This is a genomic window from Arthrobacter zhaoguopingii (assembly GCF_009828605.1).
Taxonomy (GTDB): domain Bacteria; phylum Actinomycetota; class Actinomycetes; order Actinomycetales; family Micrococcaceae; genus Arthrobacter_D; species Arthrobacter_D zhaoguopingii.
This window is the reverse complement of record NZ_WIAE01000006.1, coordinates 14,607-29,457: the sequence shown is the minus strand read 5'-3', so window position 1 is coordinate 29,457 and position 14,851 is coordinate 14,607. Positions and strand designations below refer to the sequence as shown.

Annotated in this window: 15 protein-coding genes; 11 read left to right on the top strand and 4 right to left on the bottom strand. The window is 64.6% G+C overall.

What is annotated here, in order from left to right; translation table 11 throughout:
- The first annotated feature begins 9 nt into the window (after positions 1 to 9).
- The 4 genes from GVV77_RS09740 (at position 10) to GVV77_RS09725 (ending at position 3,039) form a co-directional block, all read left to right on the top strand.
- Positions 10 to 1,032, top strand: coding sequence for an aldo/keto reductase (locus GVV77_RS09740; RefSeq protein WP_159617927.1), 1,023 nt, complete (start codon positions 10 to 12; stop codon positions 1,030 to 1,032).
- Between the two features lie 123 nt (positions 1,033 to 1,155).
- Entirely contained in the window at positions 1,156 to 2,010 is an 855-nt protein-coding gene (locus GVV77_RS09735; RefSeq protein WP_159617926.1) for an alpha/beta fold hydrolase, read from the top strand.
- On the top strand, positions 2,003 to 2,641 hold the full coding sequence (locus GVV77_RS09730) for a TetR/AcrR family transcriptional regulator (RefSeq protein WP_159617925.1): 639 nt from the start codon (positions 2,003 to 2,005) through the stop codon (positions 2,639 to 2,641). Before GVV77_RS09735 ends, GVV77_RS09730 begins: the two co-directional genes overlap by 8 nt.
- Positions 2,638 to 3,039: a hypothetical protein gene (locus GVV77_RS09725; RefSeq protein ID WP_159617924.1), complete on the top strand. Its 402-nt coding sequence runs from the start codon at positions 2,638 to 2,640 to the stop codon at positions 3,037 to 3,039. The genes GVV77_RS09730 and GVV77_RS09725 overlap by 4 nt, the downstream gene beginning before the upstream one ends.
- 55 nt (positions 3,040 to 3,094) lie before the next feature.
- Here the strand turns inward: GVV77_RS09725 and GVV77_RS09720 are convergent, their stop codons facing one another.
- Positions 3,095 to 3,700 carry a TetR/AcrR family transcriptional regulator gene (locus GVV77_RS09720; RefSeq protein ID WP_159617923.1) on the bottom strand — a complete coding sequence of 202 codons (606 nt, stop codon included), beginning with the start codon at positions 3,698 to 3,700 and terminating at the stop codon, positions 3,095 to 3,097.
- Positions 3,701 to 4,109: 409 nt separating this feature from the next.
- Between GVV77_RS09720 and GVV77_RS09715 the strand changes: the two genes are divergently transcribed.
- Positions 4,110 to 5,045 (top strand): CPBP family intramembrane glutamic endopeptidase, encoded by a 936-nt coding sequence (locus GVV77_RS09715; RefSeq protein ID WP_159617922.1) that lies wholly within the window; start codon positions 4,110 to 4,112, stop codon positions 5,043 to 5,045.
- Between the two features lie 250 nt (positions 5,046 to 5,295).
- Here GVV77_RS09715 and GVV77_RS09710 read toward each other — a convergent pair whose 3' ends face one another.
- A complete protein-coding gene (locus GVV77_RS09710; RefSeq protein WP_246199742.1) occupies positions 5,296 to 6,273 on the bottom strand; it encodes a DUF5996 family protein in 978 nt (325 codons plus the stop codon).
- 321 nt (positions 6,274 to 6,594) lie between these two features.
- Between GVV77_RS09710 and GVV77_RS09705 the strand changes: the two genes are divergently transcribed.
- From GVV77_RS09705 to GVV77_RS09680, 6 genes are all read left to right on the top strand, one after another.
- A complete protein-coding gene (locus GVV77_RS09705; RefSeq protein ID WP_246199741.1) occupies positions 6,595 to 6,960 on the top strand; it encodes a GNAT family N-acetyltransferase in 366 nt (121 codons plus the stop codon).
- A 94-nt stretch (positions 6,961 to 7,054) separates the two neighbouring features.
- Positions 7,055 to 7,792, top strand: a complete 738-nt coding sequence (locus GVV77_RS09700; RefSeq protein ID WP_159617920.1) for a flavodoxin family protein — start codon at positions 7,055 to 7,057, stop codon at positions 7,790 to 7,792.
- A gap of 320 nt (positions 7,793 to 8,112) precedes the next feature.
- Positions 8,113 to 8,478, top strand: a complete 366-nt coding sequence (locus GVV77_RS09695; RefSeq protein WP_159617919.1) for a TetR/AcrR family transcriptional regulator — start codon at positions 8,113 to 8,115, stop codon at positions 8,476 to 8,478.
- Positions 8,475 to 8,834 (top strand): hypothetical protein, encoded by a 360-nt coding sequence (locus GVV77_RS09690; protein WP_159617918.1) that lies wholly within the window; start codon positions 8,475 to 8,477, stop codon positions 8,832 to 8,834. The genes GVV77_RS09695 and GVV77_RS09690 overlap by 4 nt, the downstream gene beginning before the upstream one ends.
- 38 nt (positions 8,835 to 8,872) lie before the next feature.
- Positions 8,873 to 9,850 (top strand): alpha/beta hydrolase family protein, encoded by a 978-nt coding sequence (locus GVV77_RS09685; protein ID WP_201293207.1) that lies wholly within the window; start codon positions 8,873 to 8,875, stop codon positions 9,848 to 9,850.
- Positions 9,851 to 10,095: 245 nt separating this feature from the next.
- The gene (locus tag GVV77_RS09680) at positions 10,096 to 11,097 is read left to right on the top strand and encodes a zinc-binding alcohol dehydrogenase family protein (protein ID WP_246199740.1); all 1,002 of its coding nucleotides are present in this window, start codon (positions 10,096 to 10,098) and stop codon (positions 11,095 to 11,097) included.
- A 224-nt stretch (positions 11,098 to 11,321) separates the two neighbouring features.
- Here GVV77_RS09680 and pbp4b read toward each other — a convergent pair whose 3' ends face one another.
- Together pbp4b and GVV77_RS09670 are read right to left on the bottom strand one after the other, a co-directional pair.
- A complete protein-coding gene (gene pbp4b / locus GVV77_RS09675) occupies positions 11,322 to 13,631 on the bottom strand; it encodes a penicillin binding protein PBP4B (protein WP_159617917.1) in 2,310 nt (769 codons plus the stop codon).
- A gap of 187 nt (positions 13,632 to 13,818) precedes the next feature.
- Positions 13,819 to 14,682, bottom strand: a complete 864-nt coding sequence (locus GVV77_RS09670) for a MurR/RpiR family transcriptional regulator (protein WP_159617916.1) — start codon at positions 14,680 to 14,682, stop codon at positions 13,819 to 13,821.
- Between the last annotated feature and the right edge of the window lie 169 nt (positions 14,683 to 14,851).

Here is a 14,851-nt window from a genome sequence, read left to right as displayed (position 1 = left end):
GACACCCTCATGCAGTACAACACCCTCGGCCGCACCGGCCTGCAGATCAGCTCGCTCGCGCTGGGCGCCATGAACTTTGGGAAGATCGGCCGGACCACACAAGACGAAGCAACCGCGCTGGTGGACGCCGCCCTCGAGGCCGGGATCAACCTGATCGACACCGCCGACGTGTACAGCGGCGGCCAGTCCGAGGAAATGGTCGGCAAGGCGATCGCCGGCCGCCGCGACGATGTCGTCCTCGCCACCAAAGCGGGCCTGCCCATGGGCGACGAGCGCAACCACCAGGGCAGCTCCCGGCGCTGGCTGATCACGGAACTGGAGGCGAGCCTGCGCCGGCTCAACGTCGAGCACATCGACCTCTACCAGATCCACCGTTGGGACCCGAGGACCAGCGATGAAGAAACCCTCTCCGCTCTGACCGACCTGCAGCGCGCCGGCAAGATCCGCCACTTCGGCTCCTCAACCTTCCCGGCGTACCGCATTGTCCAGGCCCAGTGGGCCGCCAGCTCGCACCACCTGAGCCGTTACGCCACGGAGCAGCCCGGCTACTCAATCCTGCAGCGCGGCATCGAAACCCACGTACTTCCCGCCGCCCAGGAGTATGGCATGGGTGTCCTGGTGTGGAGCCCCCTCGCCTCCGGATGGCTCTCAGGCGCCATCCGCGAGGGCCAGGAGATCGGCACGAACCGCTCGGGCTTCATGCAGCACAGATTCGACGTCTCCACTCCCGTCAACCGGGCGAAGCTTGACGCCGTTGAACAGCTGGCCAGGGTCGCCGACGGCGCCGGCCTCACCATGATTCAGCTCGCGCTCGGCTTCGTCACAGCGCATCCGGCGGTCACCAGCGCACTGATCGGACCGCGCACCATGGATCACCTGCACTCCCAGATCGCCGCCGCCGACACCGTCCTGTCCGCAGACATCCTTGACGCGATCGATGCCATCGTGCCACCCGGCACCGATCTCGCACCGCAGGAGAAGAACGACGCCCCGCCGGCCCTGCTCGATTCGTCACTGCGTCGGCGAAGCTGATTCCCCGCTCCCCCGAAACGACACCACTTTTCCAACCACCACATGGTGGCGCTGTGGGGCTTTGACAGATTCGGCTAAACGGTTTAGCTTTAAGCTATTACTATTAGCCATTTGGAGGCTGTCATGACCGAGCACATGAGCACCCCTGAGGGGACCATCGCCTACGAACTGAGCGGTGAGGGACCCCTCGTGATCCTCGCCCATGGCATAGGCGACAGCCGGCACTCTTACCGCTTCATCGCCCCGGCCCTGGTGGCCGCCGGCTACCGGGTCGCCAACATGGATATCCGCGGCTGCGGCGAATCCAGCACCGGCTGGAACGGCTACAGCCGCACCGACATCGCCGGTGACCTTGTCGCCCTGGTGCGTTCACTCGGCGGCCCGGCAGTAATTGTGGGCCACTCGATCAGCGGCGGCGCGGCCACCATCGCCGCCGCGACAGCGCCCGACCTGGTCGCCGGCGTCGCGGAACTGGCCCCCTTCACCCGCAGGCAGACAGCCGACCTCGGCGGCCTGCTCCGGCACAAGGACTACCGGGCCGGCACGATCCGGCTCGCGAAGGTCCTGATGACCGGCAGTGTGAAGGCGTGGCTGGCCTATCTGGACCTGGCGGTCCCGGCCAAACCCGCCGACTGGGAGCGCGAGTCCGGGCGCATCCGGGACACCGTGAGCCGGCCCGAGCGGATGGCGGACCTGCGCGCCATGATGAAGACGTCTCCGGCCGATGCCGGCGCCCAGTTGCCCAATGTCCGGCGGCCGGTCCTGATTGTCGAGGGCAGTGCCGACCCCGACTGGACCGACCCCCGCGCCGAAGGTAAACGTATTATCGCCGATCTTCCCGACGGCGTCGGTGAACTTGCTGTCATCGAAGGGGCCGGGCATTACCCGCACACCCAGACCCCGGGCGAGCTGCTCGCCCTGCTGCTGCCGTTCCTGGGCAGGACGCTGCCATCCACGACCAAAGTGGACAATGCCTAGGGCCGGATTGGATGCCGCGGCCGTCACCGAAGCCGGCGCCGTCCTCGCTGACGAGATCGGCTTCGCCGAGCTCAGCATGAGCCTCGTCGCCGAACGTCTCGGAGTGAAGACCCCCTCGCTGTACAAGCACGTCGATGGGCTTGCCGACCTCGCCCGCCGCATCTGCGTCCTCGCGGTCACCGAACTGGGCGAGGCAGTGCGTGATGCAACGCAGGGCAGGGCACGCAGGGATGCCCTCGAAGGGGCGGCCCAGGCGCTGCGCGGCTATGTGAAGCAACATCCCGGCCGCTACGCCGCGACCGTCGGGGTCCGGCCCACTGGCCCGGACGATCCCCTCGCCGCGGCACTGGAACGTGCGCTCATCCCCCTTTCCGCCGTGCTGCTCGGCTACCGCCTGGATCCTGCGGACGAGGTCCACGCGGTGCGGATGCTGCGCAGCATGCTGCACGGTTTCGCGGCGCTCGAGATCTCTGACGGCTTCCAGCTGCGCACAGACGTCAACAGCAGCTTTACCTGGATGCTCGACTTCATCGACCAGGGCCTGCGGGCGGCAGCGGGCAATGCCGGGCATGGGCATGAGGTGCCCGCGCCAGGGCCCACCGCTGTGATCGACAATCGGCCGGCAGGATGAAAACCGCACGACAATCCACAGGACCCGGAACCAGGGCGCCCGGCCACGACCTCCTCCGCGGAGGGCTGCGCTTCACAGCCGAACTCATTGCCTGGGTCGGCTCCGCCTGGGCGCTGTGGCCGCACTCGATTCCACTCGCCATCGGAGCCGTGGTGCTGCTGATCGGGCTTCCCGCCGTGTTCAGCACCCCGGGCGACCGCCCCGGCGGGGATGGACCGGTCGCCGTCCATGGCATCGTCACCATCCTCATACTGCTGATCCAGCTCGTGGCAGCAACGATAACCGCCTGGATACTCTGGCCCGGGTGGATCGCCGCCGCGGTGACTGCGCTGTGTCTTCTCGTGACCCTCACCGACCACCCCCGCTGGCGCGAACTCACCCGCACCGCCCACGGGTAACCGCGAAGGCTGCACCGCGCCTGTGGCACCTGCCCCGGTCGCGGCGAGTCGCCGGCTAGTGTGTTCCGAGCACCGCGTCAACGGCGAGGTAGAGGGTGGTGGTTTCGGACTGCAGGAGCGGTCCACTCGAGGGCAGGGCCCGCTCGTACGCGAGTCCGTTGAGGACGGTGAGAAGAAACCGCGCCTGCGGTGTGTGATCGGCCCGTTGGAGGGCGCCATCTTCGGCGAGGACTGAAAGCCAGTAGGTGACCCGCCGCAGGGACTGACGCTCGATCCCCGCGTAGGTCGAGCGGAGGTCCGGGGTCTGTTCGGGCTCGATGAAGGCCGTGTACACCCCAGCCCAGGCTTTGCGGGCATCGGCTCCCACTCCGTTGGGAGCGAGGATCTGCCGCAGGCACGCCACCAGACGATCCCGGGCGGACAATGCGGAATCGCGGATCGGATCCTCGGGGAAGAAGTGGTCGTAAATCCGCGCCAGCAGGGCGTCCTGCAGGGCGTCCTGGGTGGGGAAGTGGAACCTCAGCGACCCGACACTGACCCCGGCGCGCCCCGCGACCGCGCGCACGCTGAGATTCGCCGCGGGGTTCTCGGCCATCATCGCCGCCGCCGCAGCAAGGACCTTCTCGCGCGAACTGACATCACCGCCGTCGCGTTTCTCCATCTATGCCTCCCGCTCCATGTTATCGATACATCGTGCTGGCCAGCGCTGCCGACGCACGCATCGAAGGATGAACTCGACAAGACCTACCGGGTAGATGCATGATCCTCGCTTATCACACCGTACTAGTACGCTGTGATAGTGTGTCCTATCGGTCTTGTTCACTGAGGACTCGGTGTTCGGTTGAACACCTTTGTCATGCGGTTCGGTGATGTTGGCCGACACTATTTTGAGAGGAACACATGATGGTTCTACGGATGGACGATCTTTTCGTCGGGGATCCCGGCTCTGCTTCGGGCCGGAGGTCGCTAAGTCACCTGGGGGGACGCCTCCCCGCGGCGCCGCGCGCAGGTGCGGCAGGGTGGGTGGTCCTGTGAGCAGCGGCGCAGTCCCTCAGGACCGGCCACACTCCGTGCAGGAGCAGGACGGCAGGAAGGATTCGGCTCCGATCTCCGACCGGCCCTTCGGCGTGCATATCCGAATGCAGCGGTGGAAGTCCCTGATCGTCCTCATCGCGGTGCCTGTGATCTTGCTCGTTATGCAGATCGCGATTTTTCAGTTTGTGACGCTGATCGAAGGTCCTGCTGATCCGCTGAAACCCGTGCTTACTCCGCTGACGATCCTTGCGGTCGGGATCAGCACCGCCCTTGCCGGGCTGATCACGACAGCGCTCATGGCCCGGTTGGCAAACATCCCGTGGCGGAGCCTTTTCCGCCATAACCGGTCCTTCGATTGGCGCCGCCTGCGCGTTTATCTTCTCGGTGCAGCCGTGCTGGTCGCGATCGGAGGCACTGTCACCAGGCTGATCGCACCTGAGTCCACCGGCACGGGTGCCGTCGAGATTGGAACCACCACCCTCCTCCTCATTCTCGTGACCCTGGTAGCGACACCGTTGCAGTCCGCAGGCGAAGAGGTGCTGTTCCGGGGAGCGGTCGTCCCTGCAGCCGGGGCCTGGTTCCGTGGCGTGCGCCCCGCAATTGCCTTCGGCATTATCGTCTCGGGGGTGTTGTTCGCCCTGGTTCACGTGTCAGTGGAGCCGTGGTTTGTCAGTTATCTTTTTGTCTTTTCCGCCTGCACAGTGATCGTGGGGCTCATCAGTGGAGGGCTCGAAGCGGCGATCGCGTTCCATGTCGCCAATAACGTCGTCGCGGGCATCGTCAACGCCGTGTTCTCCGGCAACGGCACGAGCGCGCTCGACCGGGGCGTTGATTCCGGTCCCGGGCCGGCCATGATCATTCTGATGCTCATGAACGTCGCCGTGGTGATCATGGTATGGCTGATGGAACGCGCGAAACGTTTCCCGGAACGATCCGGTTCCTCTATTGGCGGGACAAACCACCAGGCCTGACGGTATCAACGGTATGTCGGGTTTCGGCCGTCCATCTGGGCGCCTCCGGGCACCAACGCGGGTTGGACCCACAGGAACCCGGAGCGCAGTGGGAATCCCACTGTCTGGACCCGGATACCGTCGCCGAATCGCTTGGCGCTGATCTTTACGCCGGCCGAGGTTCAGCGAATCGCCTCCCCGTCGCCTCGTGCCAAGCACCGTCCTCTCGGTGCTATCCACTTTTGAAGTGGATAGCACCGAGAGTCCTGTCCTATCGGGTGTGCTTGGTGAGTCGGTCGGGATTGACGAGGAGTTCTTCGTCCCAGGATCCGGTGGTCGCCGCGGCACGGTAGGTGGCACGCAGGAACTCGAGCAGGGTGGCGTCGGGGTCCGCCGCGGTCCGCACGGCCTCGTAGGGCAGCAGGAACTGGCGGAATTCCTCGCTGTAGAACGCCCCCTCAACGCCGATGGGTGTCTCCCGGTAACCCTCCGGCTCGGGATAGGCGTAGGAGTAGAACGCTCCTTCCTCACCGCCGCCGGCCCAGAAGCCGCAGCTGGAGAGTTCGTGGGAGTACCCCTCCACCATCACCCAGTCGGCGCAGTTCGGGGCACCGCCCGGGTGCGTAGGCGCGGGCCTGCCCGAGAAGCGCGTGCAGGCCATATCCATCGCGCCCCAGAAGTAATGCACCGGGCTGACCTTCCCGAGGAACTCGGCCCTGAACCGGGTGATGACGCGCTCGGCCTGGATCAGCTGGCCCCAGTAGGCGGTGACGGCTTCGGCGTCATAGGAGGTGTTGGCGTGGTCCTCGGCGAACGGGACGGCGGGATCCACCTCCGTGGGGACGGGCCGGATCGGCGCCTCGATCCCCAGCTCCGACAGCGCCGCCATGGTCCGCTCGTGGAACTGCGCCACCGACTGCGGCTCCAGCGGCACGCTGCGGTCCTCCCCGGAGCTGCTGCGGACCAGCAGGCGGTGCGCGACGACGTCGAACTCGAGGTCGAACATGCCGTTGCCGTACGGTATCGACGAGGTACCAAGGCCCCGCGGCGTCACGTACAGCGGCACCTGCCACCAGTGATTGACCAGCGGCGCATGCGCCATCCGGATCTTGCCGACAACCTGCAGCCACATGTGCAGCGTGGACCGGGTGTCCTGCCACTCCGAGACGCGCAGCGCAGGCCACCCGTTCCCCGCCGTAGTTGTCCCGCCTGCGCCCGCCATATCAGCCTGCGGCTCTGGTCGCGTCATACCCGTGTGCATTGTTGGTCCCGTCGTTTGTCGATGAACGTGCGAGGACGCACCGGTCCAGCGTCGGCCGCTGAAGGGTGCATGGGGAGATTCTAACCAGCCGCCCGGTCTGGCTGGCGCATCGTGACTCGGGGGCATCACCCGCGCCGGCAGACGAGATTCGCGCAGGTCACAGGATCCTCCATCCCGCCGTTATCGGCGGGTCGACGACGTCCCGGACTCCCGCACCGACGCCCGCCCTGGCTGCGTGGGCAGCAACGGATGCTGGGTCGCGGAGCGAGGAGATTGAGCGTGCTTGGTACTCTTTTTCTGGGAGGGTCAGTGAATGAGTTGAACGTATTTCAGAACATTCCGCGCAGTCGATTCGAGGTACGGGCAGGCGGTCATTACGTTGGTCAGGCCGCTTACGTGGATGACGAACGCGATCATCGTATTTTCTTCCATACGGCCGTGATCGATGAGTATGCAGGGCAGGGGATTGCGGGGACGTTGGCTGAGTACGCACTCAGCAGAACGGTCGCTGAGGCGAGAATCATCGTTCCTGTGTGTCCGTACATCAAAAGTTACCTCGCCGGTCATCCCGAGTATGTGCCCGACGTTTTGGAGCCGACGGAACCGCTCCTCAAATTTCTCGAAGGCGCGCTCCAGTCTCGGAAACGGTCCGCTGCGCCGAAAGGACATGATTGAATCATCGGGACCAGCGATGGGACGACCTGATACTGGATCCGCGGTATCCGCGCCGGAACGTCCGTACCGAACAGCCTCGAAGGATACTCGATTGATGCCAGATCCTCAGCAGCCCCCGCACCGTCAGACGAACCCGGAGGGTCTGCGTGCTCTCTTCCTCAATTGCACGCTGAAACGCAGTCCCGAGCTGAGTCACACCTCGGGTCTCATTGATAAGAGTGCCGACATCATGCGGGCGAATGGGGTGGAGGTGAGCATCATTAGACCGGTTGACCTCGACATAGCGACCGGTGTCTACCCCGACATGACGGAACGGGGGTGGAACCATGACGACTGGCCGATCGTCGCAGCTGAAGTGAAGCGGGCCGACATTCTCGTCCTTGCCGGGCCCATCTGGCTCGGCGACAACAGCTCGATCACCAAGCGGACCATCGAACGCCTCTACTCGATGTCGGGTATGACCCAGGCCAACGGTCAGTTTCTGTACTACGGAAAAACGGCCGGGGCACTGCTGACCGGGAACGAGGACGGCGTCAAGCACTGTGCCATGAACATCCTTTACAGCCTCCAGCACATCGGCTTCTCCATCCCGCCCGCCGCCGATGCGGGATGGATTGGGGAAGCCGGACCCGGACCGAGTTACCTCGACGCAGGCTCGGGCGGACCGGAGAACAACTTCACGAACCGCAATACGACCTTCATGACCTGGAATCTGCTTCATATGGCGGACATGCTGCGGCGCAATAACGGTCTTCCTGCCTGGGGGAATCTCCCCGGGGAATGGAAAGATCGCGATCGTTCCGAGCCGCATCCCAACCCTGAATACCGCTAGTCCCACCGGACCCATCGATAGTCGCTTCAACGTCCGGGTTGTGCACAACCGCTGGCACGGCGTGGAGACCGAGTGCATCAATGGCGGCCTGACTGTGGTGCATCCGGTCCGATCGGTGCCCATTTGAATGCGCCCCCGCGCCCCAGGCGTCCTCGGTGCTACATGGTTTGTGATAGCAGAAGCATGGGTGTGAGCGATGGCGGAGCCCCGGAGTGTGCTTGGAGACCCAAGATGTGCGTTTCAGCAACACCCTTCCCGTTTCAGTCGTTCTCGGGCGGTAGTTTCTTGACCGGTCGTTCTTGAATGAGTATTCTTTAACCATGGGACGTCCGCGGGAGTTTGATATCGGGTCCGCCGTTGCCGCGGCGGCGAGGTTGTTCGCCGCCGAGGGATATGAGGGCTGTTCGATGGATCGGCTGGTGCAGGCCACTGGTGTGCATCGAGCGAGTTTGTACGCTGCCTTTGGCAGCAAGCGCGGCCTTTTTGTCGAGTGCCTGCGAACGTCCATGGCTGATGTCGAGGGCCAGTACGGACTCCTGTTGGTGGCACTGGTGGAACTGGCGGCACGGGACGAAGAAGTACGTGCTCTCTGCGCCCAGACCACCGGGGTGTGGGGCGACGACGCGGCCCTGGAGCTTGGAACGCGATTGCTGGCGCGAGCCGGCCTGAACGGAGGAACCTCATGAATAAGGTCTCAATCGACGACACCCGCAAGGTCCTTGTGGTAGAACCACAAGGACTCGACAAGGTCTGGGGCTTCGTCCGACGCATCGAAGTACCCATCGATCAGGTGCGGGGAGCGACGCATGACCCGGGAATCACGGAGGAATACAAGGGAGTGCGTAGCCCTGGCTTGGGTATACCCGGCCACAAATGGGTTGGCACCTGGCGTAAGGACGGCGAGCGACATTATTGGAACGTCGCCGGCGGGAGGACCGCCATCGTGATCCAGACAACATCTCCTCGCTTTCAGCGGCTCTACCTCAGCGTTGAGAATCCGCGGGCCGTTGTGGACTCCATCAACGCGGCGGTGGCCCGGTGATTGGTGGTGGGACTGAGCGGGTGACGGATTCTTTTGACGTGTCGTGGCAGCTCGATGGCATCACCATGGAGGGGACAGTCGTCCGGCCCGACGGTGACGGGCCGTTTCCGGCGGTGATCCTGGTTGCAGGATCCGGGCCTACTGACCGGGATTGGTGTTCACCGGTGGTCCCCGGAAGGCATGGCAGTGGGCGGCTCATCGCGGAGGCACTCGCCCAGGCAGGCATTGCGTCTCTGCGCTATGACAAGCGGGCCTCGGGCCCCCACGCAATGGACAGTGCCACGAAACTCCTCGGGAAGATCAGCATGCAGTCTCACCTGGATGAACTGGTCGCGGCCGTTCAGGTGCTCACCGGGCTGGACATGATTGACTCCTCACGCATCGTCGGGCTCGGCCATAGCGAGGGGGCCCTTCATGTCCTCCGTTACGCGACCAGCACTCAGGAAGTCCCCTTCGCGGGGCTGATGCTCGCGGCGCCCCCGGGCCGTCCGATACAGCAGGTCCTGCTATCTCAACTGGCTCATCAACTCGCCCAGATCCCCGGCGGCGCCGAGTTCCTTCCGATGATCGAGGAAGCAGCCGCGCGCTACGCGTCCGGAGAGCCGATGAATCCCGACCCCGCTTTACCGGACAGCATCAAGACGCTCCTCGCCGGCTTCGAGGCCCCGATGAACCTGCCGTTCGCGCGCGAACTGTGGGTCGAGTCAGCAAGTGATTACTTGAGCAGGGTGCGGATTCCCACGCTGGTGCTCATCGGCGGGCGCGACATCCAGGTCGAGGTCTATGCAGACGGTGAACCGCTCCAGGAAGCCGCCGCCTCCAATCCAAACATCACCTTTGCATTCCCACCCACCGCGAATCACGTATTCAAAAGAGACACCCGCGACCCAGCCGACATCACCGCCTCACCATTGAGCGGCTACAACACGGACGGATCGCAACTCGACCCCGACAGCTTGGGGGTCATTCTCACCTGGCTTGGGAAGACATTCGACCGCACAGTCCTCCCAGCCTGACCCCCCCCCCCCCCCCCCCCCCCCAGCGCTGCTCCCGGTCCGATAACCGCATACCCATCATGCGTCGGGTCGCGCATCGGCCCGGAGGACCCGTTGAACATTTGGAGAGCACCGCAGGGGTACCGGTGCTGGCTGCCCCGAGGAACACGAGTCTGGCTTTTATTCGAGCGTCCGAACCGAATATAAGGCGAAATATGTACCGGGGGCCTTGCACGTGTGCGTGGTCGAATCAGTACGGTGGACGCATGAAGACTATGAAAGCCGTCGGCTTCGACGCGGGGCTGCCCATTTCCTCACCCAACAGCCTCCGGGATCTCGAGTTGCCCGTGCCGGAAGCTACCGGTTTTGACCTGCTCGTAGAGGTCCGTGCCGTGTCGGTGAATCCCGTGGACACGAAGGTCCGGGCCGGCTCGCCGTCTCTTGAGACTCCCCGGGTGATTGGTTACGACGCTGTGGGAACCGTCGTCGCTGTCGGCCCTGACGTCACCAGGTTCGCTGTCGGCGACGAGGTCTACTACGCAGGATCCATCGGCCGGTCCGGAACAAACGCCCAGTTCCACCTGGTGCGGGAAAACATCGTCGGCCACAAACCCCAGTCACTCAGCGACGCTGCTGCAGCAGCACTGCCGTTGACTGCCATCACCGCATGGGAAGCGCTGTTCGATAAGCTGAAACTCGCCCGGTCGGACTCAGGGACGCTCCTTGTAATCGGCGCCGCGGGGGGTGTCGGATCGCTGATCATCCAACTGGCCAAAGCCCTCACAGACCTGAAGGTCATCGCTGTCGCTTCGAGACCCGAGTCGTCGGAATGGGTTCAACTTATGGGAGCGGACGAAGTAGTTCCGCGCGACTTCACCAGCGACGTCAAGCGGCTGGCACCCAACGGAGTGGACTACGTCTTCACCTCCTTCACTCCAGCGAACCTGGAGGCCATTGCTGATGTGATCAAACCCCGAGGGCAGGTCGTATCTATCGATCAGTCCGGCGGCAGCATCGATGCACTGAAAAGCAAGAGCATCACCTGGCACTGGGAGCTCATGTTCACCCGTCCTCTGTTTGAACCTCACGACTACTACCAGCATCAGCTCCTCAACGAGTTCTCCGGGATGATCGACGCCGGACGCATCCGCTCAACGCTGACAACCCACATCGAACCAATTAACGCCGAGGGCCTTCGGCGCGCTCACGAGCTCCTCGAGAGCTCGACCGTCACCGGAAAGGTGGTCCTATCCAACTGGCCCTCCTGAATAACCCGGAACGCCTGACAATCAAGGACGACCTTTCTCCAGCGGCGATAGCTCATGATCGGAGACGCTGGTGGAGTCATCCATACAGGCGAGCCCACACCGGTTCATGAAGACGCCAACCCAGCGGCGAGGACGCAGCAGGGCCCTCAACCGAAGGCGGGCCCGGCGGTCGGGGTGGCGCACCGTGCCGCCATGGGAACCCCGGAATCATCTGCCCAGGAATATCAGGATCCGGCGCCGGGCACTTCCGGGTAAACGGTCAGAGTTGTGGACAAGGCCAGCTCGACCGGCTCTGCGGGTTGAATGACCGGTGCAGGGAGCGAAACGCGTGCGGTGGCTGCAAACGTGCCGGGCCTCCCACCCTGGTAGGAATCGACCGACCAAACGAGCTGCGCCGTGTGGCGCTGACCGGTGCTGGTCGTGACTGTGGTCGAGATCGGCAGGGCGTCCAGGGCATCCTTGATCGGACGTCCAGATGGAATCGATACCGGCTGCACGGGAGCTATCACTGCGAGCGGAGAGTATTGGTTGCTGCTTTTCCCAAGTGCCCCGTAAATGCGGGCGGTGAGGGACACCAAGTCGGCGAGGGGGAACGCGGTCCCGGCGAAGCCGTTGGGCGGTGATACGACCGGTGAGTGCCGCACGCTGCCCAGGAGCGAGATCGTCATGTTGGCGACCGGGTCGATCACCGTGAGGGTGCCCGTCCAGCCTTGGTGGCCGTAGGTGCTGCGGCCGGGCCCACCGGTGAAGTGGTAGGAGGACTCAATCGTTGAGTTGACGCGCCAGCCGAGGCCCGTCGTTGCCGACCCGGGGACTGCGGGGTCGACGGCGTGCGGCCGCGTGAAGGCGTCCACGACCTCCGCGGTGAACAGCTGCTGTCCGTTGTAGATTCCGTCGTTAAGCATGAGCTGTGTGAGGACGGCCATGTCCCCGGCGGTTGAGAACAGTCCCGCGTGGCCAGCGACCTGCCCCATGGTGTGGAAGGCTTTTTCGTCGTGAACCTCACCCTGGAGGGTGTGGCAGCGCAGCGGGACCGGAGCGCCGCCGGGCAGGGTGCCGAACGTGACGTTGCCGTCGCGAGTGTTGCCGTTGAGTTCCGTCGCCGCGATGGAAGTCCTGGAGAACCCGTGGTCCAACGGCGCATAGATGGTCCTCCGGAGCTGGAGTGGTCCGGCGATCTGGTCGGCGAAGTAGCTGTCGATCCGCTGCCCGGAGAGCTGTTCCACGAGGAGGCCGAGAATCAGGTAGTCGACGTCGCTGTAGGCGAAGGTGGTCCGCGGGGCGTACATCAGCGGTGTTTTCGAGATCGCGTCGATGATTCCGGACCGGTCCGCGGGGTCGGTGTTCTGGTGGTACAGCTCCCCTGCCGCGAGCCGGTTGGGGTATTCCGGGTCGGGGATCAGGCCGGCCTCGTGGCGGAGGATGTCGCGGATGGTCACGGCGTCCTTGCCCACCTGGCGGGCCGTGATACCGCCGGTACCGCCGATTGTCCATTTGCCGCTGTACACGCTGTAGGCGTCGGTGAACTTCTCCCACCCAGGAAAGGACTGGAGGGTGCGGTCGAGGTCCAGCGCGCCCCGGGAGACGAGCTGCTGAACCGCGAAATTAGTGGAATACATCTTCGTATTGGAGGCCAGGTCGAACAGCGTGTCGGTGTGCGTCGCCTCCCATTCCTCCGGCGGCAGCGGCCGTGCCGGCCGGTAGGCGCCATCGATGAAGGGGGTGTCGTACTTTCTCGAATACCCGTACGCACTCTCCTTCACCAGCTTGCCGTCCTTGACGATACTGAGCGACACCGTGCACGCGCCCGCCTCGACCTGGCTGGTGATGAACCCGTCGAGGTCCGCCAGCCGCCCGCTCGAGAAGCCGACAGATTCGGGCGATGCCGCCGCCCCTACGGCGTCGTAGGCGGTGCGTGCCCGGGGCAGCACGAACGCTTCGGCATCGGTCAGGAGAGTTCCCACGTGAAAAAGCGCTTCCACCGCGTCGAAGGAGAAGTAGTAGGTGCCGTGCGCTGCGAAGCCGTCGATGTCCCTGAACGCTGTGTCGGCGTGCTCGGCCGGCATGGTGCCTGAGGTATTGCACCCGGCACGGTCCGTTGCCGTGGACAGATCCACACAGTCCCGTCCGCGGCGAATCGTCAGGATCTCGAGGGTGCCCGGCGGCGCTCCGTCGAACGCGTAGGCGTTCCTGCCCTCCGACAGCTCGACGCCCAGCGTGCCCGGGAGCGCCGTAACCGGCAGGTACGCCTTGAGGCCTCGTCGGAGGACGGCGTTCAGCGGCAGCGGGATGGGCTGTTCGAAGACTCGGGGGTCTCCATCGACAAGCCATGCTTCTGCCACACCATCCGCTGCGCGCACGTACCGGCGGTCTGTGCCGTAGGCGCTGTCACCGGTGACGGTGAACCCGAGGTAGCCGTCCGCGCCGCACTCCGGGATGTGGAACTTCGCCGTGGTCCAACACCCCTCACGGGATGATGACCGGAGCTGCGCTTCGGCGCCGCCCAGAGAACTGACCTGGAATCGGTGAGCCATCTGGCTCACCGAATAGTAGCGAAGGACAAGCCGCGTCGTGGCCCCGACTCGGGGAAACCTCTGCCCGTCGGCCTCCGGCCGGCCCGTCGCTGCCATACTGACGGAAGCGCGCTTCGTCTTTCCGGGCATCAGTCCTCCGTGGAAATGTGCGTAGTTTGTCTGCGGTGACGGCCCGGCCGGGCGTTGGTCAGGTCCTGCGGGGATGGACTGCCGCGTATGTTTTACCCAGGGCATCGACGGCCTGGTCGTAGGCCTTCTGCGCCACCCCCATGAAGAGGCAGTCCACGACCATCATCTGGGCGATGCGGCTGCCCATGGCGCCCGAGCGGAACGGCGTCTCCCGGGCGGCGGTGGTGAGCGTGATGTCGGCGTGCTTGCCGAGCGAAGAGTCCCCATGGTTCGTGATCGCGATCGTGGTGGCTCCGGCGTCGTGGGCGATCCGCAGCGCCTCGACGGTATCCATGGTCTCGCCAGAGTGGGAGATGGCGATTGCGACGCAGTCGGAACTCAGCAACGCTGCGGAGGTCCACGACGAGTGCGCGTCCGACCAACTGTGGGCCACCAGCCCGATGCGGTGGAGTTTCTGCTGGAGATCCTGCCCCACCCATGCGCCGGCGCCGACACTGGAGATGTCGATACGGCGCGCCTTGCGGACGGCGCCAACCGCCTGCGAGAGGCGATCCACATTTAGGAGTTCCGCCGTGTCCGCGATGGACATCGCCTCGGCCGCCGCGATCTTCGCGACGACGTCGTGCAGCGTGTCTGTCTTGCTGATGTCTTCGTAGACCCCGTCCGGGACATCGTTCACCGTTCGCTCGCGCGTCGCCTCGCGGGCAAGGTCGAGCCGGAAATCCTGGTAGCGCGCATATCCCACCTTCCGATAGAACCGCACCACTGAGGCCGTCGATGTCACGCAGACATCGGCCAGGTTGCCAATGGACAGCGACGAGGCGCGTTCGGGGTCGGCGAGCACGACGGCGGCAACCGCCTGCTCCGAGGGGCGAAGCGAAGGCAGCAGCGCCCTGATCCGGGCCAGCACGGCACGTGACATTGCAGCGGTGTCGATGTCTTCCAACGCTCCTCCTTCAGCTAGAGCAGTGCGCCCCCGGTTCACAAGGTACCAAGGTTCCAGGAACCGGGGCGTGTTAAGAAGTTTCTAACATGGAACCGATTCTGTACATCCTTGACATCGATCGACCCGAACCCTAGCTTTATGTGAT